This is a genomic window from Streptomyces sp. NPDC088706, assembly GCF_044752765.1.
Lineage (GTDB): Bacteria > Actinomycetota > Actinomycetes > Streptomycetales > Streptomycetaceae > Streptomyces.
Map to the genome: position 1 here is coordinate 51,379 of NZ_JBIVLW010000020.1, position 19,716 is coordinate 71,094.

Genomic DNA, 19,716 nt, shown 5'->3' on the forward strand with positions numbered 1-19,716 from the left:
GCGGGTCCTCTCAGCACAGGTGCACGGCCAGATGCCCCAGTGGCAGGCCCAGTTGCCAGGCGGGGGTCCACACCTGGATCTCCCCCTCGTCGCCGTCGTGTGCGCCCCCGGCCACCGGCTCCCAGGGCGCGGGCACGATCGCGTCGAGGTCCGCGGCGAGCAGTTCGGTTTCCTCCAGCCACCGCCAGGCCGCCCGGGCCAGCGCCAGGTCGACGTCGCCGGGCCCGGCCTGCCGCTCCGACTCCGCGAGCCGCTCGCAGACCCAGCTGCGCCAGACGGCCCCGTACGCCGTGAGCAGCCGCAGTTCGTCCACGCGCGCCGGTGACAGCGCACGGGCGGCCGGGGCGTTTGTCAGGAGGCCGGAGAGGAAGATGGTGAGCGCGAGCGCGTCGCGCCCGGCCCGGAACTCCAGCGTCGTCGGTTCCATCAGATCGCCGGTGCGTAACAACTCGTCGGCGGTGTACTCGGTGTACAGCCAGGCCATCGGTACCGGCAGCCCGTCCCCACCGGTCTCGTACGTATCCTCGGGACGCATCCCGTCTCGCCTCTTTCCTTGCTCGGTACCGGGCTTCACGCAGCATTGAACCGGGGGCGCGCGCCCCGCGTGGGCAGAAGCGGAGGACTGCCCAGGAGATTGCGAGGGTGTGGATGAGTGCCGGCCCCGGCGACGACCCGCATGTGCGCCTGCTGCTGGGCGCGTACGTCCTGGACGCGCTGGACGCGGAGGAGACCAGCCGCGTCGCGCGCCATCTCCAGCTCTGCGACGGCTGTGCCCGGGACTATGTGGAGGTGGCGCAGGCCTCGGCCCTGCTCGCGCTGTTGCGGGCGGCGGACCTCGGGGAGTAGCCGGGCAGAGTGCGCGAGAGCAGCCGTAGCGCGTAATACGAACGGGACTTGACGGTCCCGGCCGGGATGCCCAGCGCCTCGGCGGTCTCGGTGACACTCAGCCCGTGGAAGTAGATCCGCACCAGCACCGCACGGTGCTCGGGGCTGAGGGTGCGGACCGCCTCGCGGACGTCCAGGGCGTGGACGGCCGAGTCCGCGGTGTCCTCGACCGCGGGGGCGCTCTCCAGCATCAGGTCGCCGACCTCGGCGGGGCGCGCCTGGCGGGAGCGCCGGGCGTCGATGGCGAGGCGGCGCCCGACGGTGAACAGCCAGGGCCGCATGGAGTCGTAGGGGGCGTCGAAGGCCTCCGGGTGCTGCCAGGCGCGCACCAGGGTCTCCTGCGCCAGGTCCTCGGCCCGCTGCCGGTCCCCGAAGGTCAGGCCGAGCAGGAAGTGGAGGAGGGCGGGGCCGTGTTCCCGCTGCAACTCCGCGATGGCCCGCTCATCGGTCGTCGTCGTGGTCTTCATGAACGTCCTTTCCCGCGGGAGGCCCCCTGGCGGCCTCGCTGCCGCCTGGCGTATCCGAACGCATTCGGCGGCGCGGGAACAGGCGGTGCACCGAGGTGTGCGACGAGCGGTCGCTCAGTGCGGCGAATGGTGCGGCGAACGGTCAAGGGGCCGTCGGGGTCGGACGGTACGACCAGTTCAGCTAGGTATGCGGCAATGTTCCTTGCTTAAGCAGTATGAATATATGTGTAGTCGGATGATCGTAATCATCCGAACATGGAGTCGAGCCGATGACACAGCGCATCCGACCGGGCGTGGTGGCCGCCCTCGCCCTCCTGCTCGCCGCCGCCACCGGCTGCACCGGGCAGCCGCCCGAACCGCCCGGCCCGAGCGCACCCGCTTCCGTCGCCCGGGGCGCGGGCGGCCACCACGCGGACGTACCGCGCCCCTTCACCCTCCTGGCCTCGGGCGACGTCCTGCCGCACTCCTCCGTCATCGACCAGGCGGCGGCCGACGCGGGCGGGCGGGGCTACGACTTCACCCCGATGCTCAAGGGCGTCGCGCCGGTCGTCTCCCGCGCCGATCTGGCCATCTGCCACATGGAGACGGTGTACGGGAAGGAGGGCGGCCCCTACACCGGCTACCCGAGCTTCAAGTCGCCGCCCGAGGTGGCCACCGCCCTGCGCGCCACCGGCTACGACTCCTGCTCCACCGCCTCCAACCACACCCTGGACGACGGGGCCGAGGGCGTCGGCCGCACCCTGCGAGCCCTGGACGCGGCAGGCGTCCGCCACGCCGGATCCGCCCGCTCCGCCGCCGAGGCCGCCCGCCCCACGATCCTGCCTACGGGGGCGGGGAAGCGGGCGGCGAAGGTGGCTCACCTGGCGTACACCTACGGCACCAACGACAGGCCGCTGCCCCCCGGGAAGCCGTGGACGGTCGACGTGATCGACGAGGACAAGATCGTGACGGAGGCGAGGAAGGCCCGGCGGGCGGGCGCCGACGTCGTCGTGCTCTCCATGCACTGGGGCACCGAATGGCAGGACGAGCCGGACGCCAGGCAGCTGGAACTGGCCGAGCGGCTCACGGCCTCCCAGGAGCGCGGACGTCCCGACATCGACCTGATCATCGGCACCCACGCCCATGTCCCGCAGGCGTACGAGAAGGTCAACGGGACCTGGGTCGTCTACGGCATGGGTGACCAGATCGCCGGCGCGATGATCAACTATGAGGGCGTCCAGGACCCGCGCGGCAACCAGAGCTCGATGGGCCGCTTCACCTTCGCGCCGCCCGCGCGGCCGGGCGGGCGGTGGACGGTGGGAAAGGCCGAGTTCGTCCCGCAGTGGTACGACACCACCACCGGGCGCGTGGTCAACCTCAACACCGCCCTCAAGGCCGGGGCCGAGCACCACCGCCAGGTCCGCGACCGCATCCGCGACGTGGTCCTCGGCCGGGGAGCGGAGGGCGACGGCCTGGTGATGGGGGAGTGACCCGGACCCGTACGGGGACCTACGGCACCACGGTGACCGGCCGGCGCCCCGCCTTCACCACCCGGACGGCCACCGAGCCGATGAACCGGTGCCCCGCCGACTCCGACGCCCCCACCACCACGGCGCCAACGGTGAGTTCGTCGGCCGCCGTCACCAGCCCGTACGGGTCGCCGCGGAAGGCACAGAACTCCCAGCGCACGTTCCAGGTGTCGTTCAGCCGCTCCGCCGTCTCCCGGATCTCGTCGGCCGGCTCCTGGGCGATCTCCCCCGTCGCGTCGCCGACGGGCACGCCCGGCGCGGCGCCGGAGGCGATCACGGGCCGCACGTGGACGAGGGCCAGTTCCGCGTTCTGACGCCGGGCGAGCCCGGCGGCGCAGGCGGCCGCGCGCATGGACGAGCCGGACCCGTCGACCCCCGCGACGATCACCTTGGGCCCGTCCGTACCGCGTGCGAACCGATGAGGCTGCTGGTCTGTCACGGTTCCGTGGCTGTCGGCTCTCCCGGCAGCCACAAAGGCGGGCTTCGGCTCAGGACCACCGCTGCGGCGAACGGGTACAAAACGGGCGGCCCTCGGTGTCGTCCGCTGGCAAGGACGCCCGGTCGTGCGAGCAGTTGGCCATGAGAAGTGATCACATCCGGCCCGACCGCCGCACCCTGCTCAAGGCCGCCCTCGGCCTCGGAAGCGCCACCGCCGTGTACCTGATCGCCGCCGATCCGGCGTCGACTCCGACCCGCCCCGCACGGGCGGCGGGCACCCCGCCCGCCGCCGCGGGGCCGCCCGCCCACCTACCGGGCCGGCCACCGGCGTACCGCCTGGAGCCCATGACGGCCGGCTCCCCGCCCCGCTTCCGACCGGCCAGGCCGCCGGTGCGCACCCGCCCCTTCGAGGAGCTCCCCGACCTGGGGCACTCGATGGTGCTCAGCTTCGACGACGGCCCCGACCCCCGCTACACCCCGGACATCCTCGCCACCCTGCGCGAGCACCGGGTCCGCGCGATGTTCTTCGTCTGCGGCGAGATGGCCGACGCCCACCCCGACCTGCTGCGGGAGATGGCGGACGACGGCCACGTCGTGGGCAACCACTCCTGGTCGCACCCGCTCGTCCCGGGACTCTCCCGCGCCGCGATCCGCGACGAACTCGGCCGGACCAGCGAGGTGGTCGACGCGACGCTCGGCACCCCGCCGCTCTGGTACCGGGCCCCGTACGGCGCGTGGAACCGCAACTCCTTCGAGATCGGCGCCGACCTGGGCATGGAGCCGATGGCCTGGACCGTCGACACCCTCGACTGGACCACTCCCGGGACGGGCACCATCGTCCGCCGGGTGCTGGACCGAGCGGCACCCGGAGTCGTCGTCCTCTCGCACGACGCCGGCGGCGACCGGTCCCAGAGCGTCGAGGCCCTGCGCCGCTACCTCCCCCGGCTGCTCGACGAGGGGTACCGCATCACGGTGCCCCAGCGGTTCTGAGGAGCCGGCCCGCCCGGGGCCGGCCTCGACGGATCCGGTGCCCGCGGTACGCGTCCGGGGCACCGCCCCGGGCGCGTCGGGCCGCCACACCGCGCTGCCCCCCTGGACGGACCGGCGTCCGACGCGCTCGCGGTCGCGGGGGGCGCGGTCGCGTCAGCGGGGGCCCCCTCCACGCCCGTCGCACCGAGCCGGCGCGGGGCTAGGTCGCGTCAGTCGCGTCGGTCGCGTCAGCGGGTCTCGACGAGCCGGGCGAAGACCACCACGTTCCCGTCGTAGCCGCCCGCCTTCGAGTACCCCCCGCCGCAGGTGATCACCCGGAGCTCCGCGTGGCCCGTGTCGCCGTAGACGCGGGCGCCGGGGAAGTCGTCCTTGGAGAAGACCTCCACCCCGTAGACCTCGAAGACCCCGACCCGGCCGTCGTAGCGGGTCACCTCGACGCGATGGCCCTTCTGGAGCGAGCCGAGGCCGTAGAAGACCGCGGGGCCCGAGTTGTTGTCGACATGGCCGACGACCACGGAGGTGCCGAGCTGCCCCGGTGCGATGCCGTTCTGGTACCAGCCGGCGAGGTTGGGGTCCTCGGGCGGCGGGGCGTCGATCAGGCCGTCCGCGTCGAGGCTGACATCGATGACGGGTGCGTCGACGTCGATGGACGGGATCTTCACGCGTGAGGCCGGGGCGTAGGGCAACGGCCGCACGCCGGTCTCGTCGACCGGAGGTCCCATGACGTCCGGCCCCAGGTCCAACGCGGCAGCCGCCGCGGGCTGCGGCGGCCTGTCGCCGAACTCCGCCGTCCCGTCGCGCATGAGCGCGAGGCCGGTGAGCATCACCAGGGCGATCGCGCCCCATGGCACCCGCTTGGTCCGCTCGGCGCCACCGTAATCGTGGCCCATGGTGCTCCCTTCGTCATGACGTGACGAACGTTAGGTCCACGTCGGGCGGGCGGCGATCGGAGAGAGGCGAACGGGTGGTGGGGCGGGACGCGCCACGGGGGAGGGGGCTGCTCTTCGGAGTAATCGGCAGATAAAAGTTCTGATGGTCTGTGACCTGGGGCTCCGTGACGTTCGGGGGCCTGTGTACGGCGCGTCGGTTCACCGGGGTGGAGCAGTGCCGAAGTGCAATCCACAAGTGAACTGGTGAGTGTTCGTCATGGGACGCGTTGTCGCCGATCCAACCCGGAGGACAAGACTCCGGGGCGCTTCCCGATGGAGGTTCACACGATGCGTGCTTCACGTGCTCTTGCGGTCACCGTGACCGCCTTCGCGGCCGTCGGGCTCAGCGCACCCATGGCCGCTGCCACCTACGGCCCGCAGGACGTCAGGGTCAGCCCGTACGAGGTGCACCAGGGCGGCACCCTGCAGGTCAGCGCCCGTGGCTGCGGCCACGGCGGCCGGATCACGTCCAACGCGTTCCCGACCGCCAACCTGCCGGCGAGCGACAGCACCAGCTACGCCAGCGTCCGCGTCCGTGACAGGACGACCCCCGGTCACTACAACCTCGCCGTCGAGTGCGACGGACGGACGGCCACCGCCAAGTTCCGCGTGCTCGCCGGCCGGGGGACCTCCGGTGGTCTCGGCGGCTCGATCGGCCCGAACTCCACGGAGATGCAGGTCGGCGGCGGACTGGTGGCCGCTGCGGCCGTCGGTGGCGCGGTCTTCCTCGTCCGGCGTCGGCGGACGAGCCATGCGGCCTTCTAGTACGCCCGAGTTCCCGCCCGGCCCGATACCACCGTCGCCCCGAGTCCTGGATCAGGACCCGGGGCGACTGTCGTGCGCCACACCGTGAGCCGTCAGTGCCGGCGGCCGGCGCTGCGGCGGCGTACGAAGTAGAGGGTGCCGGTGGCCGCGGCGACCACCAAGGCCCCGCCCAGGGCGAGCTCGACGGAGTCCATGGTCTCCATGCTGCCGCCCAGACCGCCGCGTGCCGCACCGGTCGGAGCGACGGCCGTGGAGCTGACGGTGGGAGCCGTCGTCGGCACGGTGGTCGGGGTGCTGGGGGGGCCCGCGGTGATGCTCAGGTTGACGTTGCGCGAGGTGCCGGTGGAGCCGCAGACGAACGTCACCGCGTAGACCGCGCCCCGCCGGGCGTCCGCGTCGACGGTGGCGGTGGCCGTGGTGCCGCCGCTCGGGATGACGGTCGTGTCGAAGATGCCCGAGGTGACGGTCGTCTCGCCGGTGCAGCCGCCGGAGCCGAGGGTCACCCGGCCGCCCGGAGCGATGACCGAGGGCGCGATCGTCGGGTTGAACGTGTTGACGGCCCCGTCGGGCGCGGCGTGGGCGGCGGGCGCGGCCGGCAGGGCGAGGGCGGTGGCACCCAGGAGTGCGAGGGGTGCGAGGGGTGCGACACGTATCGCGCGCATGGTGATCCTCCGGGTTCCCCGAGGGGCAGCTGCGGAATGAATTTCCACATAGCAGGAAAAATGCACCTCGATGCCCGACACGCTAGGAGCGGGGCACACCGACCGCTATCGGGGTCCGGCGAATGGGTCAGTCGTGTCCCCCGACCGGCGCACCCGACGGCGCACCCGACGGCGCACCGGCGGCTTCACCGGCGGCTTCACCGGCCGGGGGAGCGGAGTGTCAGCGGGTGGCCTCCGGGAACAGGTCCAGGAAGGGCGCGGCGGTGGCCGAGATGCCCCGGCCGAAGGGCGCGTCGAAGTCCCAGATCAGGAAGAGCAGGAACGCGATCAGCGCACTGAAGAGTCCGGCCAGCAGCAGTTCCCGGAACGTTCTGCGGATCTGGAGGGTGAAGATCAGCCCGACCGTCACCAGCGCCCCGATGATCAGGCCGAACCACACCACCCCGGGCATCGTCGCCCCCGCGTTCTGCTCCCGCGAGCTGCGGGCGTCGTCCGCCGCCGCCACCTGGTCCACCAGCGGCTGGTACGCCTGCCCCTCGTGGTCGGTCTTCGGCTGGTAGTCGGTGACGTCCGCCCGCACCCGGTCCAGCAGCTCCGTCCCGCGTTCGGTGAGGGTGCCCCGGTCCGCCATCACCCGCCACTCGTCGGCGACGACATGGGCGACGTACGCGTCGACGTCCGCGCGGATGCGCTCGCGTACCTCGGCAGGGTAGACGGAGGCCCGGGCCTGCACCTCGTGCAGGGCCTGCGCCTCCACCCGTACGGACTCCTGGGCGGCGCTGCGGCCCTCCCAGACCCCGGCGATGGCCAGACCGAGCACGATCGCGTAGACCACGCCGATCATCATGGTCATGTACTCGATGACGTCGGGCGTCTCGGAGGGGTCGTCGTCATCCCCGACCCGGCGGTGGTTGAGGACCGCGATGGTGAGCACGACCGCGCAGGCCGACGCCATGGCAATGCTCAGAACGAGCCATTCGGACATGGATGTCTCCTCGTCAGCGGGACGATCGGGGCCGCAGCACGGCGACGGCGAACACCGCCGGGGCGGTGATCAGCAGGGTCAGGGACACCAGCGAGGGCCCGCTCCGTGGCTCCTTGCGGGCCGGTTTGCGGTACGTCGGCAGCGCCACGGACCGGGGCTCCGGAGGTTTCGGACGCACCGATGGGGTCGGCGACGGTTCGGGCTCCGGCCTCGGCGCGGGCCGGGGCGCGGGCGCGGCCTGCGGCACGGGAGGCGGCGCGGGAGGCGGCGCGGGAGGCGGAGGCGGGGGAGGCGGTTCAGGTGCCGGGGGCGGTGGTGGAGGGGGCGGCTCCGGTGCGGGAGGCGGGGGCGGGGGTGGTGGAGGCGGTGGAGGTGGGGGTGGCGGTGGAGGTGGGGGTGGGGGTGGGGGTGGCGGAGGTGGCGGTGGTTCCGGTGTGGTGACCGCCACGCAGTCCCCGCCGCCCGCCACGGCGACCGAGGTGCTGCCGTCGCCCTGCCCGATGGTGGCCACCGCGCAGGCGTCGGCGGTCGCGGGCTGCGGTACGGTTATCAGCCAGATGAGTGCGGCGGCTGTCGAGAGCCGCCCGATGCGGGATCCGTACACGACGGGGAGCCTGATCCACGCCGCACGGCGACACGCGTGACTCCGCGGTGATTCGCCTGATGGTGGGACAGTGCGCCGTTCATGTTTGCGCGCGGTTGACGGCCCGACAGGCCCACGGCCGCCGCCGCGCCGCGCGGCCCGCCTCAATCTTCTCGCCCCGCGTTGAACGCGACCCCCGTCACGCCCCGTACCTAGGGCCATGAACGGCGCGGACTCGCGCCGCCATCGGAGCGATACGACGACGTACCACGGGAGTCGACATGAACACCTGGCGCAACGCCTCGCTCGCGGTCACCGCCGCGGCCCTGTTGACGCTGACGACGGCGTGCGGTCAGGAGCAGGGCACGGCATCGCCCAACGGACAGGCGGTGGGCAACGCGGCCCCGGCGCAGCAGCCGGCGGAGGGCGGATACGGCTCGGACGGCGGCGGTTACGGCTCCGGCGCGGACGCCGCCGCTCCGAAGGCGGCGGGCCAACTCGGCGTGCAGGAGAGCAAGAAGCTCAGAAAGGTACTCACCGACAGCGAGGGATTCACGCTCTACCGATTCGACAAGGACACCGCGAAGCCGCCGAAGTCGAACTGCGACGGCGACTGCGCGAAGGCCTGGCCCGTGGTGCCCGCGGGCGACGTCACCGCCGCCGCCGGAACCGACGAGGCGCTGCTCGGCGAGGTCGTCCGGACCGACGGCTCCAAGCAACTCACCGTCGACGGCTGGCCGATGTACCGGTACGCGAAGGACACCTCGCCGGGGCAGACAGCCGGCCAGGGCGTCGGCGGCACCTGGTTCGCCGCCGCCCCCGACGGGAAGAAGGCGGCGGCCAACGCCGACAGCGCGGCCGTCGCCGAACCGGCCGACGCGGCGGGACTTTCCGTCCGCAAGGACCCCGAACTCGGCGACATCGTGGTGGACAAGCGCGGTATGACCGTTTACCGGTTCACCCAGGACTCCGCATGGCCGATGAAGACGGCCTGCACCGGCGACTGCCTCAAGAAGTGGCCGGTGGTCGCTCCCGTGGCCAAGAACTCGGTGGAAGGCGTGACCAAGAAGGGATTCGTCACTTTCGACCGCCCTGACGGGATCAAGCAGCAGACCATCGACTGCTGGCCCCTCTACACGTTCGCCGGGGACGAGAAGCCGGGTGACGTGAACGGTCAGGGAGTCGGTGGCACGTGGTTCGCGGTCTCACCCGACTCCAAGCTCGTCAAGACCGCCAAGTGACCGCCCAGCAGCTCCCAAGTGGCCCCGGAACACCGGTAATCGGTGGGCGGCGTGCCGGTCCGTCGCCGCATGTGTACGCGCAGCGACGGATCGGCCGTCGATGCCACCGGAGTGTGACCAATAACGGATCGCTAATTTCCGTTTCCACTCGCTCTCTTGGCGGTCGATCAGTAGCCTCTGGTCAACACTGACCATGAACATGGCCGGATCGCCGTGGCGAACTTGTTGGAGACATCGATGGAGCGTCCCGCCTGGGCACCGCAAGGCATAGATATCTCGGTGCCTAGCGTGTCCCGCATGTACGACTTCTATCTGGGCGGATCGCACAATTTCGAGGTGGACCGGGAAGCCGCGCGGATGGCCATGGAGTTCCTTCCGGGCCTTCCCAAGATCATGCAGGCGAATCGGGCCTTTATGCGCCGGGCCGTGCGGTACGCCATCGACGCGGGGATCGACCAGTTCCTGGACATCGGCTCCGGCATCCCGACCTTCGGCAACGTCCACGAGGTCGCCCAGGCCGCCGACCCACGGGCCAAGGTGGCGTACGTCGATCACGACCCGGTCGCCGTCGCGCACAGCCAGGCGGTGCTGGAGGGGAACGACGGCGCGGTCATCGCCGCCGCCGACCTGCGCCGGCCCAAGGAGATCCTGGCGAGCCCGGAGGTCACCGGGCTGCTCGATCTGGACCGGCCGGTGGCCCTGCTGCTCGTCGCGGTGCTCCACTTCATCGAGGACGCCGACGACCCGCGCTCGGCGGTCGCCGAACTGCGTGAGGCACTGGCCCCCGGCAGCCTGATCGTCCTGACCCACGCCTCGTACGAGGGTATTCCGCTCTCCCGGGAAGAGGCGGACGGCACGGTGGGCGTCTACCGGAACATCCGCAACCCGCTCATCATGCGCACGCGCGAGGAGATCGGCGCGTTCTTCGAGGGGTACGAGATGGTCGAGCCCGGGCTCGTGTCGATGCCCGAGTGGCGGCCGGACACCCCGCAGGCGCCCGAACAGGAAGACCCGTACGCCTTCTCGGGCTTCGGCGGGGTTGGACGCAAGGCGTGAGTATTCCCGCCCAGGCCTCCGGTGAGCAGGACGCGGAACCGGACGGGCCGGAGGGCCGGCTCCGAAGATTCGCCACGATCTGGAGCAGGGCCATCTTCCCCCTGACGGCCACCTCGCTGACCCGCCCGGAGTTCGAGCGGCACCTGCTGCCGCTGGCACGTGAGCTCAACCTCACCCTGCACGCCCGCCCGTTCGACGCCTCCCCGGCCGCCCGGATCGGTGCGGCGCTGGTCGACGCGCACTGCACCGACCCGGACGCCCTCAGCTCCACGCTCGGGGTCGTCGACTCCTACCTCGTCCTGTACTGCGGGGGCAACGGACCCGGCGAGCTGTCCACCGAGGACGCCCGCGCCCGGTGTGCCCGCATCCAGCACACCCTCGCCTCCGGCTTCTCCCAGGCCCTGCGTGAGCGGACCCTCGCCGAGCAGGAGGCCATCGCCCGCTCGGCGCTCACCGCCCGCTCGGATGCCGAACAGGCCCTGCACGCCACCGAGGCCCGTTTCCGCGCGGTCTTCAAGGACGCCGCCGTCGGCATCGGCATCGCCGACCTGGACGGCAACATCCTGGAGATCAACGACACCCTCACCAAGATGTTCGGCGGCCTCGAACACCACGTCCGCAGCCACAAGGTGAACGAGTGGGTCCACCCCGAGGACTCGCCCCAGGTGTGGAAGTACTACAACGAACTGGTCCGGGGCGAGCGCGACCACTACCGGGTGGAGAAGGCGTACTACCGCAACGACGGGACGGTCCTGTGGACCAACCTCACCGTCTCCCTGCTGCGCGATGCCGAAGGGCGCCCCCAGTACCAGCTCGCCCTCATGGAGGACACCACCGAGCGCCGGCTGCTCAACCTGCGGCTGCGCTACGAGGCCACCCACGACGCACTCACCGGACTGCCCAACCGGACCCTGTTCTTCGAACGTCTGGAGAAGGTGCTCGCCGCCAAGGACGGCGCCCGCTTCGGCCTCTGCTACCTGGACCTCGACGGCTTCAAGGCCATCAACGACAGCCTCGGCCACGCGGCCGGCGACCGGCTGCTGGTCGAGGTCGCCGACCGGCTGCAGAGCTGCGCCACCGCGCCCGGCGAGATGGTCGCCCGGCTCGGCGGGGACGAGTTCGTGGCCCTGACCACCGGTCCGGAGACCGCCGAGGCGGTGGACGAGCTCGCCGGCCGCATCCTGGGCGTCCTCGCCACCCCGGTCCGGCTGGACGGCCGCGAGCTCACCGTCCGCGGCTCGATCGGCGTCGTCGAGGGCCCCGCCGCGGACCGCGGCGCCGCCGAGGTGCTGCGCAGCGCCGACATCACGATGTACCGGGCGAAGGCCGCGGGCGGCAACCGCTTCGAATTCGCCGACGCCGAGGCCGACGCCCGCGCCATCACCCGCCACGGACTGACCACCGCGCTGCCCGCCGCACTGGACCGGGGCGAGTTCTTCATCGAGTACCAGCCGCTCGTCCACCTGGGCGACGGCACCGTGCACGGCGCCGAGGCGCTCGTACGGTGGTGCCATCCGCAGCACGGGGTGCTCGGCCCCGACCGGTTCATCCCGCTCGCCGAGCACACCGGGCTGATCGTGCCGCTCGGGCGCTGGGTGCTGGAGGAGTCGGTCCGGCAGGCCAACTTCTGGCAGGAACGGCACAGCGACGGCGGTCCGCTGCGGATCAACGTCAACCTCTCGCCGACCCAGCTTCACCACCCCCGGCTGGTCGCCGAGACGGTCGACGTGCTGGAGCGTTCCGGTCTGGAGCCGGGCGCGCTGTGCCTGGAGGTGACCGAGTCCGCGCTGATCGGCGCCGACGACGATCTCCTCAAGCCGTTGCGGCAGCTCGCGGAGATGGGCGTCGACATCGCCCTCGACGACTTCGGCACCGGCTACTCGAACCTGGCCAACCTGCGGCGGCTGCCGGTGAGCGTCCTGAAGCTGGACCGCTCCTTCACCCGGGGGATGCAGCAGCATCCGGCCGACCCGGTCGACCTGAAGATCGTCGAGGGGATCGTCTCGCTGGCCCACAGCCTGGAGCTGGCCGTGACCGTGGAGGGCGTCGAGACGGGGGCCCAGGCCGAGCAGCTGCGCCGGCTGGGCTGCGACACCGCTCAGGGCTGGTACTACGCCCGCCCCGGCGCTCCGGACCGCATCCACACGCTGCTCATGGCCGACGCCGTCTGAGCCGGGCGGCCCGGCGCACGCCGGTGTGGGCCGGGCCCGGCCGCGCGTCGGCGGGGGCTCGCCTGCACCGGCCGGGGCCCGTCCGCCCGGTCCGCGCCGGCCGGGAGCCGGTCACCCGCCCCCCGGCCCGTGCTCCAGCAGCATCCGCTGGAGCTCCCGGGCCGCCCGGGGCGGGGCCACGTCGTTGCGGTGCGCGAGGGCGATCGTGCGCCGCAGCCCGGGCCGGGCCAGCGGAGTCCGGCGCAGGTCGTGACCCGCCCGGTGGGCGGCCATGCTCGGCACCACCGCGATCCCGAGCCCCGCCCGTACGAAGCCGAGCACCGCGTCCATCTCGCCGCCCTCCACCGTGAACGAGGGCTCGAACCCCTCCGCGCGGCACGCGGCGAGCGTCAGCTCCCGCAGGTTGTAGCCGTGCCGGAACATCACCAGCGGCGCCCCTTCGAGATCGGCGATCCGCACCCGGCCACCGCGCCCCGGCGCCGGCTCCAGGGCGGACGACACCACCACCAGGTCCTCACGCAGCAGCTCCACCGTGGTCAGCGCGGGTGACGCGGCGGGCAGCGGCAGCACCACCAGGGCGAGGTCGAGCGCCCCGCGCGCCAGCTGCCGCACCAGATCGTGCGAGCCGCCCTCCTCCAGCAGCAGCCGTACGCCCGGATGCCGGTCGTGGAAGGCGCGCAGCACATCGGGCAGCAGCCCCGTACAGAGGCTCGGCGTCGCCCCGAGCCGCACCCGGCCGCTCCGCAGCTGCACCAGCTCCTGCACATCGTGGCGCGCGGTCTCCGCGTCCGCCAGGATGCGGCGGGCCAGGGGCAGCAGCGCCTCGCCCGCGTCGGTGAGGGTGATGTTGCCCCGGGCCCGGCTGAACAACTCGGCGCCCAGCTCGCTCTCCAGCGCCCGGATCTGCTGGGAGAGCGAGGGCTGCGAGACATGCACGGCCTCGGCGGCCCGGGTGAAGTGCAGGGTCTCGGCCACGGCCACGAAATACGTGAGCTGCTGGAAGTGCATACACCGAGGCTACTGTCGTTCGATAGGTCATGCCTATGAAGATCAGCCACTCCATGTCTTGGACTGATCGGCTCGCGCCCCCTACCGTCGGATCCATGGCATTGGCAACGCGGACGGACCGACGGCCGTCGATGACGCGTACGCTCTGGGACTCGACCGTCGGCAAGAAGGCGATCATGGCCGTGACCGGTCTGATCATGCTCGGTTATCTCGTCGCCCACATGGTGGGCAACCTGAAGATCTTCTTCGGACCCGGCGAGTTCGACCACTACGCGCACTGGCTGCGCACCATGGGCGAGCCGGTGCTGCACTACGAGTGGGCGCTGTGGATCGTCCGCGTGGGGCTGGTCGCCGCCGTCGTGCTGCACGGCGTCTCCGCGTACCAGCTGAGCCGCCGCGACATCCGCGCGCGCCCGGCCAAGTACGTCCACAAGCGGCCGCGCGCCAGCTACGCCACCCGGACCATGCGATGGGGCGGGATCATCCTGGCGCTCTTCATCGTGTGGCACATCCTCGACCTGACGACCGGCACCGTCCACACGAGCTTCCAGGCCGGGCACCCGTACCAGAACGTCATCGACACCTTCTCCACCTGGTACGGCAACGTCATCTACATCGTCGCGGTGCTCGCCATGGGCCTGCACGTCCAGCACGGGTTCTGGAGCGCGGCGCAGACGCTCGGCGTCGGCAACGCGACCCGCGACCGCGTCCTGAAGACCCTCGCCAACCTCCTCGCGGCGGTGCTGACGCTGGGCTTCGTCTCCGTACCCGTCGCCGTCATGACCGGAGTGGTGAGCTGACATGCCCGACTACACGCACTACGCCACGGGCGAGCCCGTCGTCGACGCCAAGGCCCCCGAGGGCCCCGTCGCCGAGCGCTGGGACACCCGCCGCTTCCAAGCCAGGCTCGTGAACCCCGCCAACCGGCGCAAACACACCGTCATCGTCGTCGGCACCGGCCTGGCCGGCGGATCGGCCGGCGCCACCCTCGCCGAACAGGGCTACCACGTCGTCCAGTTCTGCTTCCAGGACTCGCCCCGGCGCGCCCACTCGGTCGCCGCCCAGGGCGGGATCAACGCGGCGAAGAACTACCGCAACGACGGCGACTCCATCCACCGGCTCTTCTACGACACCGTCAAGGGCGGCGACTTCCGCGCCCGGGAGTCCAACGTCCACCGGCTCGCCCAGATCTCGGTCGAGATCATCGACCAGTGCGTCGCCCAGGGCGTCCCCTTCGCCCGCGAGTACGGCGGCCTCCTCGACAACCGCTCCTTCGGCGGCGTCCAGGTCTCCCGCACGTTCTACGCGCGCGGCCAGACCGGACAGCAGCTCCTCCTCGGCGCCTACCAGGCGCTCTCCCGGCAGATCGCCACGGGCGGCGTCGAACTCCACGCCCGTACCGAGATGCTGGACCTGATCGTGGTCGACGGAAAGGCGCGCGGGATCGTCGCCCGCGACCTCGTCACCGGGAAGATCGACACCTACTTCGCCGACGCGGTCGTCCTGGCCACCGGCGGCTACGGCAACGTCTTCTACCTGTCGACCAACGCCATGAACTCCAACGCCACCGCCATCTGGCGGGCCCACCGGCGCGGCGCCTACCTGGCCAACCCCTGCTTCACCCAGATCCACCCCACCTGCATCCCGCGCACCGGCGACCACCAGTCCAAGCTCACCCTGATGAGCGAGTCGCTGCGCAACGACGGCCGGATCTGGGTCCCCAAGGCCAAGGGCGACGACCGCCCGGCCGACCGGATCCCCGAGGACGAGCGCGACTACTACCTGGAGCGCATCTACCCGGCCTTCGGCAACCTGGTCCCCCGTGACATCGCCTCCCGTGCCGCGAAGAACGTCTGCGACGAGGGACGGGGCGTCGGCCCCGGCGGGCAAGGGGTCTACCTGGACTTCGCCGAGGCCATCGGCCGGATGGGGCGCAAGGCCGTGGAGGCGAAGTACGGCAACCTCTTCGACATGTACCAGCGGATCACCGACGAGGACCCGTACACCGTTCCGATGCGGATCTACCCCGCCGTGCACTACACGATGGGCGGCCTCTGGGTCGACTACGACCTCCAGACCACCATCCCCGGACTCTTCGCCATCGGCGAGGCCAACTTCTCCGATCACGGGGCCAACCGGCTCGGCGCCTCCGCGCTGATGCAGGGCCTCGCCGACGGCTACTTCGTCCTGCCCTCCACGATCAACGACTACCTCGCCCGTAATCCGCACACCGAGAAGGTCGACGCCGAACACCCCGCCGTCGCCGAGGTGGTGGCGGAGACCGAGGACCGGATCAACCTGCTGCTCTCCGTCGACGGCGACCGCACCCCCGACTCCTTCCACCGCGAGATCGGTGAACTCATGTGGGAGTACTGCGGGATGGCCCGTACCGAGGACGGCCTGCGCAAGGCGCTCGCCAAACTCCCGGAGATCCGCGAGGAGTTCTGGCGCCGCATCAAGGTCCCCGGCACCGGCGAGCAGTTCAACCAGTCGCTGGAGAAGGCCAATCGCATCGTCGACTACCTGGAGCTCGCCGAGCTCATGTGCCTGGACGCCCTGCACCGCGCCGAGTCCTGCGGCGGCCACTTCCGCGTGGAGTCCCAGACCCCCGAGGGCGAGGCCGAGCGGCGTGACGAGGAGTTCTCGTACGCCGCCGCCTGGGAGTTCACCACCACCGGCGGCGCCCCCGTCCTGCACAAGGAAGACCTCGTCTTCGAGTACGTCCACCCCACTCAGCGGAGCTACGCATGAAGCTCACCCTGCGCGTCTGGCGCCAGCAGAATGCCCAGACGCCCGGCGCCATGGCCACCTACCAAGTCGACGGGATCTCCCAGGACATGTCGTTCCTGGAGATGCTCGACACCCTCAACGAGGAGCTCATCCTCGCCGGTGACGAGCCCGTCGCCTTCGACCACGACTGCCGCGAGGGCATCTGCGGCGCGTGCAGCCTCGTCATCAACGGCGACGCCCACGGCCCGGAGCGCACCACCACCTGCCAGCTCCACATGCGGTCCTTCGCCGACGGCGACACGATCGACATCGAGCCGTGGCGGGCCTCCGCCTTCCCGGTCGTCAAGGACCTGGTCGTGGACCGTTCCTCGTTCGACCGGATCATCCAGTCCGGCGGTTACATCTCCGCCCCCACCGGTACGGCTCCCGACGCCCACGCCACCCCGGTGCCCAAGCCGGACGCCGAGCTGGCCTTCGAGAACGCCGAGTGCATCGGCTGCGGCGCCTGTGTCGCGGCCTGCCCCAACGGCTCGGCCATGCTCTTCACCGCCGCCAAGGTCAACCACCTCAACGTCCTGCCGCAGGGCGCCCCGGAGCGCGAGACCCGGGTCCTGGACATGGTGGCCGAGATGGACGAGGAGGGCTTCGGCGGCTGCACCCTGACCGGCGAGTGCGCCACCGCCTGCCCGAAGGGCATTCCGCTGCCGTCGATCGCGGCGATGAACAAGGAGTGGCTGCGCGCGACGCGCAAGGTCCGCCGCTGACAGGGGCGTTGATCCCGTACGGGCCTGTGCTTCGGGGCCGTACGGGATCAGCGGCGTACGGGCCCCGGGCCGTACCCGGTCAAGGCCGCAGCGCCTTCGCCAGATAGGGCGCCGTACGACTGCGAGCCGCCCGCGCCACCTCCGCCGGCGTGCCGGTCGCCACGATCCGGCCGCCCCGGTCCCCGCCCCCGGGCCCCATGTCGATCACATGGTCCGCGCCCGCAACCACGGCCATGTCGTGCTCCACGACCACCACGGTGTTGTGCGCGTCCACCAGACCGTGCAACTGCCGTATCAACAGCTCCACATCCGCCGGATGCAGCCCCGTCGTCGGCTCGTCCAGCAGATACAGGGTGTGCCCGCGCCGGGTGCGCTGGAGCTCGGAGGCGAGCTTGATCCGCTGCGCCTCGCCGCCGGACAGCTCGGTGGCGGGCTGCCCGAGCCGCAGGTAGCCGAGCCCCACGTCCAGCAGGGTGGTCAGCGCCCGCTCGGCGGCCGGGGTCCCGGCGAAGAAGGAGGCCGCCGACTCCACGGTCAGGTCCAGGACCTGAGCGATCGTCAGCCCGCGCAGGGTGATGTCCAGGGTCTGCGGGTTGTAGCGCGCGCCGTGGCAGTCCGGGCAGGGCGCGTACGTGCTCGGCAGGAAGAGCAGCTCCACCGAGACGAACCCCTCGCCCTGGCACGTCTCGCACCGCCCGCCGCTCACGTTGAACGAGAACCGACCCGCCGTGTAGCCCCGCTCCCTCGCCGTCTCCGTCTGCGCGAACAGCTTCCGTACGGTGTCGAAGAGGCCGGTGTACGTGGCCAGGTTGGACCGGGGCGTCCGGCCGATCGGCCTCTGGTCCACCTGGACGAGCCGGTCCACCGCCTCCAGACCGGTGGCCGAGGCGCAGTACCGCTCGACCGCCCCAGGCTCCTCACCGGCCTGCCGATCCGCCAGCACCCCGGCGAGCACCTGTCCCACCAGGGTGGACTTCCCCGACCCGGACACGCCGGTCACCGCCGTGAACACCCCGAGCGGGAACGCCGCGTCCACCCCGCGTACGTTGTGCCGCTCGACCCCCGCGAGCCGGAGCCACCCGGTCGGGGTGCGCGGCTCCCGTCCGGGCGAGGGCTCGTCGTGCTCGCGGAAGAGGAACCGCCGCGTCGCCGACTCCGGGACCTGGGCGAGACCCTCCGGCGGTCCGCTGTGCAGCACCCGCCCCCCGTGCTCCCCGGCCAGCGGACCCACATCCACCAGCCAGTCCGCCCGCCGCACCACATCCATCTGGTGCTCCACCACGAAGACCGAGTTCCCGGCCTCCTTGAGCCGGCCGAGCACCGCGAGCAGGGACTCCGTATCGGCGGGGTGCAGTCCGGCCGACGGCTCGTCCAGTACGTAGACCACCCCGAAGAGCCCCGAACGCAGCTGGGTCGCCAGCCGTAGCCGCTGCAACTCGCCGGCGGAGAGCGTGGGGGCGGTCCGGTCCACGCTCAGATAGCCGAGCCCCAGCTCCGTCACCGTCCCGATCCGGGCCAGCAGATCGGCCGTGAGCACCCGGGCCGTCTCCTCACCCCCCGCTCCGGCGCCGGCGAGCACCTCGGCCAGGTCGGAGAGGGGGAGAGCGGCCAGCTCCGCGATGGTCCGCCCGGCGAAGGTCACCGCCATCGCCTCCTGCCGCAGCCGGCTCCCGCCGCACACCGGGCACGGCGCACTGGTCAGGAAGCGCTCGGCCTTCGCCCGCAGCGTGCGGCTCCTGGTGTCGGCGAAGGTGTGCAGCACATAGCGCCGGGCGCTCATGTACGTACCCTGGTAAGGGCGTTGGATCCGTCCCGCGTCCCGCACCGGATGCACCGTCACCACCGGCTGCTCGTCCGTGAACAGGATCCACTCCCGGTCCTTCGCCGCCAGCTCGCGCCACGGCCGGTCGACGTCGTACCCCAGGGTGTCCAGGACGTCCCGCAGGTTCTTCCCCTGCCAGGCCCCCGGCCACGCGGCGATCGCACCCTCCCGGATCGACAGCGAGGGGTCCGGGACCAGCAGCTCCTCGTCCGTCCGGTGGATCCGCCCCAGGCCGTGACACTCGGGGCAGGCCCCGGCCGCCGTGTTGGGGGAGAAGGCGTCGGAGTCGAGCCGCTCGGCGCCCGGCGGATGGTCACCGGCCCGGGAGAACAGCATCCGCAGCGAATTGGAGAGCGTGGTGACCGTCCCCACGGACGAGCGGGCCCCGGGGGCGGAGCGCCGCTGCTCCAGGGAGACCGCAGGCGGCAGGCCGGTGATCTCCCCGACGGCTGGGGCGCCCACCTGGTGGATGAGCCGGCGCGCATAGGGGGCGACGGACTCGAAGTAGCGGCGCTGCGCCTCGGCGTAGAGGGTCCCGAAGGCCAGCGAGGACTTGCCCGAACCGGATACCCCGGTGAAGACCGTGAGCGTGTCGCGCGGGATGTCGACGTGCACGTCCTGGAGGTTGTGCTCGCGCGCGCCGCGTACCCGGACGTACGGATCGTGGGGGGAGTGCATGAGGATCGGCTCCGTACGGGGGTGGGGAGGGCTG

Annotated in this window: 21 protein-coding genes; 12 read left to right on the top strand and 9 right to left on the bottom strand. The window is 71.9% G+C overall.

The annotated features are described in order from the left end of the window. Positions 1-10 precede the first annotated feature (10 nt). Complete coding sequence (locus ACIQAK_RS29730) at positions 11-535, bottom strand: hypothetical protein (RefSeq protein ID WP_366389299.1); 525 nt, start codon at positions 533-535, stop codon at positions 11-13. A 113-nt stretch (positions 536-648) separates the two neighbouring features. Here ACIQAK_RS29730 and ACIQAK_RS29735 point away from each other — a divergent pair, with 113 nt between their 5' ends. Then, positions 649-846 carry a zf-HC2 domain-containing protein gene (locus ACIQAK_RS29735; protein ID WP_366389298.1) on the top strand — a complete coding sequence of 66 codons (198 nt, stop codon included), beginning with the start codon at positions 649-651 and terminating at the stop codon, positions 844-846. Here the strand turns inward: ACIQAK_RS29735 and ACIQAK_RS29740 are convergent. Further along, entirely contained in the window at positions 780-1,352 is a 573-nt protein-coding gene (locus ACIQAK_RS29740) for a sigma-70 family RNA polymerase sigma factor (protein WP_366389297.1), read from the bottom strand. The two genes, ACIQAK_RS29735 and ACIQAK_RS29740, sit on opposite strands and share 67 nt — an antisense overlap. Before the next feature lie 269 nt (positions 1,353-1,621). On the opposite strand from ACIQAK_RS29740, the gene ACIQAK_RS29745 reads away from it, so the two are divergent. Next, a complete protein-coding gene (locus ACIQAK_RS29745) occupies positions 1,622-2,821 on the top strand; it encodes a CapA family protein (protein ID WP_366389296.1) in 1,200 nt (399 codons plus the stop codon). 19 nt (positions 2,822-2,840) lie between these two features. On the opposite strand, the gene ACIQAK_RS29750 is transcribed toward ACIQAK_RS29745, so the two are convergent. Then, positions 2,841-3,299, bottom strand: a complete 459-nt coding sequence (locus ACIQAK_RS29750; RefSeq protein ID WP_366389295.1) for a universal stress protein — start codon at positions 3,297-3,299, stop codon at positions 2,841-2,843. A 140-nt stretch (positions 3,300-3,439) separates the two neighbouring features. Between ACIQAK_RS29750 and ACIQAK_RS29755 the strand changes: the two genes are divergently transcribed. Beyond that, entirely contained in the window at positions 3,440-4,288 is an 849-nt protein-coding gene (locus ACIQAK_RS29755; protein WP_366389294.1) for a polysaccharide deacetylase family protein, read from the top strand. A 227-nt stretch (positions 4,289-4,515) separates the two neighbouring features. On the opposite strand, the gene ACIQAK_RS29760 is transcribed toward ACIQAK_RS29755, so the two are convergent. After that, a complete protein-coding gene (locus tag ACIQAK_RS29760) occupies positions 4,516-5,178 on the bottom strand; it encodes a class F sortase (protein ID WP_366389293.1) in 663 nt (220 codons plus the stop codon). A 327-nt stretch (positions 5,179-5,505) separates the two neighbouring features. On the opposite strand from ACIQAK_RS29760, the gene ACIQAK_RS29765 reads away from it, so the two are divergent. Further along, complete coding sequence (locus tag ACIQAK_RS29765) at positions 5,506-5,982, top strand: hypothetical protein (protein WP_366389292.1); 477 nt, start codon at positions 5,506-5,508, stop codon at positions 5,980-5,982. Positions 5,983-6,074: 92 nt separating this feature from the next. On the opposite strand, the gene ACIQAK_RS29770 is transcribed toward ACIQAK_RS29765, so the two are convergent. The 3 genes from ACIQAK_RS29770 to ACIQAK_RS29780 form a co-directional block, all read right to left on the bottom strand. Further along, entirely contained in the window at positions 6,075-6,644 is a 570-nt protein-coding gene (locus tag ACIQAK_RS29770) for a hypothetical protein (protein ID WP_366389291.1), read from the bottom strand. 220 nt (positions 6,645-6,864) lie between these two features. Next, entirely contained in the window at positions 6,865-7,629 is a 765-nt protein-coding gene (locus tag ACIQAK_RS29775) for a DUF4239 domain-containing protein (protein ID WP_366389290.1), read from the bottom strand. Between the two features lie 13 nt (positions 7,630-7,642). Further along, positions 7,643-7,777 carry a hypothetical protein gene (locus ACIQAK_RS29780; protein ID WP_366389289.1) on the bottom strand — a complete coding sequence of 45 codons (135 nt, stop codon included), beginning with the start codon at positions 7,775-7,777 and terminating at the stop codon, positions 7,643-7,645. Between the two features lie 32 nt (positions 7,778-7,809). Here ACIQAK_RS29780 and ACIQAK_RS29785 point away from each other — a divergent pair, with 32 nt between their 5' ends. The 5 genes from ACIQAK_RS29785 to ACIQAK_RS29805 all read left to right on the top strand — a co-directional run bounded on the left by ACIQAK_RS29785 (position 7,810) and on the right by ACIQAK_RS29805 (position 12,680). After that, on the top strand, positions 7,810-8,070 hold the full coding sequence (locus tag ACIQAK_RS29785; RefSeq protein WP_366389288.1) for a hypothetical protein: 261 nt from the start codon (positions 7,810-7,812) through the stop codon (positions 8,068-8,070). Next, positions 8,067-8,273 carry a hypothetical protein gene (locus tag ACIQAK_RS29790; RefSeq protein ID WP_366389287.1) on the top strand — a complete coding sequence of 69 codons (207 nt, stop codon included), beginning with the start codon at positions 8,067-8,069 and terminating at the stop codon, positions 8,271-8,273. Before ACIQAK_RS29785 ends, ACIQAK_RS29790 begins: the two co-directional genes overlap by 4 nt. A gap of 220 nt (positions 8,274-8,493) precedes the next feature. Further along, on the top strand, positions 8,494-9,453 hold the full coding sequence (locus ACIQAK_RS29795; RefSeq protein WP_366389286.1) for an SCO0930 family lipoprotein: 960 nt from the start codon (positions 8,494-8,496) through the stop codon (positions 9,451-9,453). 237 nt (positions 9,454-9,690) lie between these two features. Next, positions 9,691-10,509, top strand: coding sequence for an SAM-dependent methyltransferase (locus tag ACIQAK_RS29800; RefSeq protein ID WP_366389285.1), 819 nt, complete (start codon positions 9,691-9,693; stop codon positions 10,507-10,509). Then, on the top strand, positions 10,506-12,680 hold the full coding sequence (locus tag ACIQAK_RS29805; protein WP_366389284.1) for an EAL domain-containing protein: 2,175 nt from the start codon (positions 10,506-10,508) through the stop codon (positions 12,678-12,680). The genes ACIQAK_RS29800 and ACIQAK_RS29805 overlap by 4 nt, the downstream gene beginning before the upstream one ends. Before the next feature lie 111 nt (positions 12,681-12,791). Here ACIQAK_RS29805 and ACIQAK_RS29810 read toward each other — a convergent pair whose 3' ends face one another. Then, a complete protein-coding gene (locus tag ACIQAK_RS29810; RefSeq protein ID WP_366389283.1) occupies positions 12,792-13,688 on the bottom strand; it encodes a LysR substrate-binding domain-containing protein in 897 nt (298 codons plus the stop codon). Between the two features lie 131 nt (positions 13,689-13,819). On the opposite strand from ACIQAK_RS29810, the gene ACIQAK_RS29815 reads away from it, so the two are divergent. From ACIQAK_RS29815 to ACIQAK_RS29825, 3 genes are read left to right on the top strand one after another with little or no spacing between them, the layout of a single operon-like run. Next, a complete protein-coding gene (locus ACIQAK_RS29815) occupies positions 13,820-14,488 on the top strand; it encodes a succinate dehydrogenase cytochrome b subunit (RefSeq protein WP_366389365.1) in 669 nt (222 codons plus the stop codon). Position 14,489: 1 nt separating this feature from the next. Then, complete coding sequence (locus ACIQAK_RS29820) at positions 14,490-16,439, top strand: fumarate reductase/succinate dehydrogenase flavoprotein subunit (RefSeq protein WP_366389282.1); 1,950 nt, start codon at positions 14,490-14,492, stop codon at positions 16,437-16,439. Beyond that, on the top strand, positions 16,436-17,182 hold the full coding sequence (locus tag ACIQAK_RS29825; RefSeq protein WP_366389281.1) for a succinate dehydrogenase/fumarate reductase iron-sulfur subunit: 747 nt from the start codon (positions 16,436-16,438) through the stop codon (positions 17,180-17,182). The genes ACIQAK_RS29820 and ACIQAK_RS29825 overlap by 4 nt, the downstream gene beginning before the upstream one ends. Positions 17,183-17,261: 79 nt before the next feature. Here the strand turns inward: ACIQAK_RS29825 and uvrA are convergent, their stop codons facing one another. Next, positions 17,262-19,682, bottom strand: coding sequence for an excinuclease ABC subunit UvrA (gene uvrA, locus ACIQAK_RS29830; RefSeq protein ID WP_366389280.1), 2,421 nt, complete (start codon positions 19,680-19,682; stop codon positions 17,262-17,264). Positions 19,683-19,716 lie beyond the last annotated feature (34 nt).

Coding starts and splice junctions, on each gene's coding strand:
- ACIQAK_RS29730 (WP_366389299.1), bottom strand. CDS start 535: ATGCGTCCCGAGGATACGTACGAGACCGGTGGGGACGGGCTGCCGGTA.
- ACIQAK_RS29735 (WP_366389298.1), top strand. CDS start 649: ATGAGTGCCGGCCCCGGCGACGACCCGCATGTGCGCCTGCTGCTGGGC.
- ACIQAK_RS29740 (WP_366389297.1), bottom strand. CDS start 1,352: ATGAAGACCACGACGACGACCGATGAGCGGGCCATCGCGGAGTTGCAG.
- ACIQAK_RS29745 (WP_366389296.1), top strand. CDS start 1,622: ATGACACAGCGCATCCGACCGGGCGTGGTGGCCGCCCTCGCCCTCCTG.
- ACIQAK_RS29755 (WP_366389294.1), top strand. CDS start 3,440: ATGAGAAGTGATCACATCCGGCCCGACCGCCGCACCCTGCTCAAGGCC.
- ACIQAK_RS29760 (WP_366389293.1), bottom strand. CDS start 5,178: ATGGGCCACGATTACGGTGGCGCCGAGCGGACCAAGCGGGTGCCATGG.
- ACIQAK_RS29765 (WP_366389292.1), top strand. CDS start 5,506: ATGCGTGCTTCACGTGCTCTTGCGGTCACCGTGACCGCCTTCGCGGCC.
- ACIQAK_RS29770 (WP_366389291.1), bottom strand. CDS start 6,644: ATGCGCGCGATACGTGTCGCACCCCTCGCACCCCTCGCACTCCTGGGT.
- ACIQAK_RS29775 (WP_366389290.1), bottom strand. CDS start 7,629: ATGTCCGAATGGCTCGTTCTGAGCATTGCCATGGCGTCGGCCTGCGCG.
- ACIQAK_RS29785 (WP_366389288.1), top strand. CDS start 7,810: ATGGGGTCGGCGACGGTTCGGGCTCCGGCCTCGGCGCGGGCCGGGGCG.
- ACIQAK_RS29795 (WP_366389286.1), top strand. CDS start 8,494: ATGAACACCTGGCGCAACGCCTCGCTCGCGGTCACCGCCGCGGCCCTG.
- ACIQAK_RS29800 (WP_366389285.1), top strand. CDS start 9,691: ATGGAGCGTCCCGCCTGGGCACCGCAAGGCATAGATATCTCGGTGCCT.
- ACIQAK_RS29810 (WP_366389283.1), bottom strand. CDS start 13,688: ATGCACTTCCAGCAGCTCACGTATTTCGTGGCCGTGGCCGAGACCCTG.
- ACIQAK_RS29815 (WP_366389365.1), top strand. CDS start 13,820: ATGACGCGTACGCTCTGGGACTCGACCGTCGGCAAGAAGGCGATCATG.
- ACIQAK_RS29820 (WP_366389282.1), top strand. CDS start 14,490: ATGCCCGACTACACGCACTACGCCACGGGCGAGCCCGTCGTCGACGCC.
- ACIQAK_RS29825 (WP_366389281.1), top strand. CDS start 16,436: ATGAAGCTCACCCTGCGCGTCTGGCGCCAGCAGAATGCCCAGACGCCC.
- uvrA (WP_366389280.1), bottom strand. CDS start 19,682: ATGCACTCCCCCCACGATCCGTACGTCCGGGTACGCGGCGCGCGCGAG.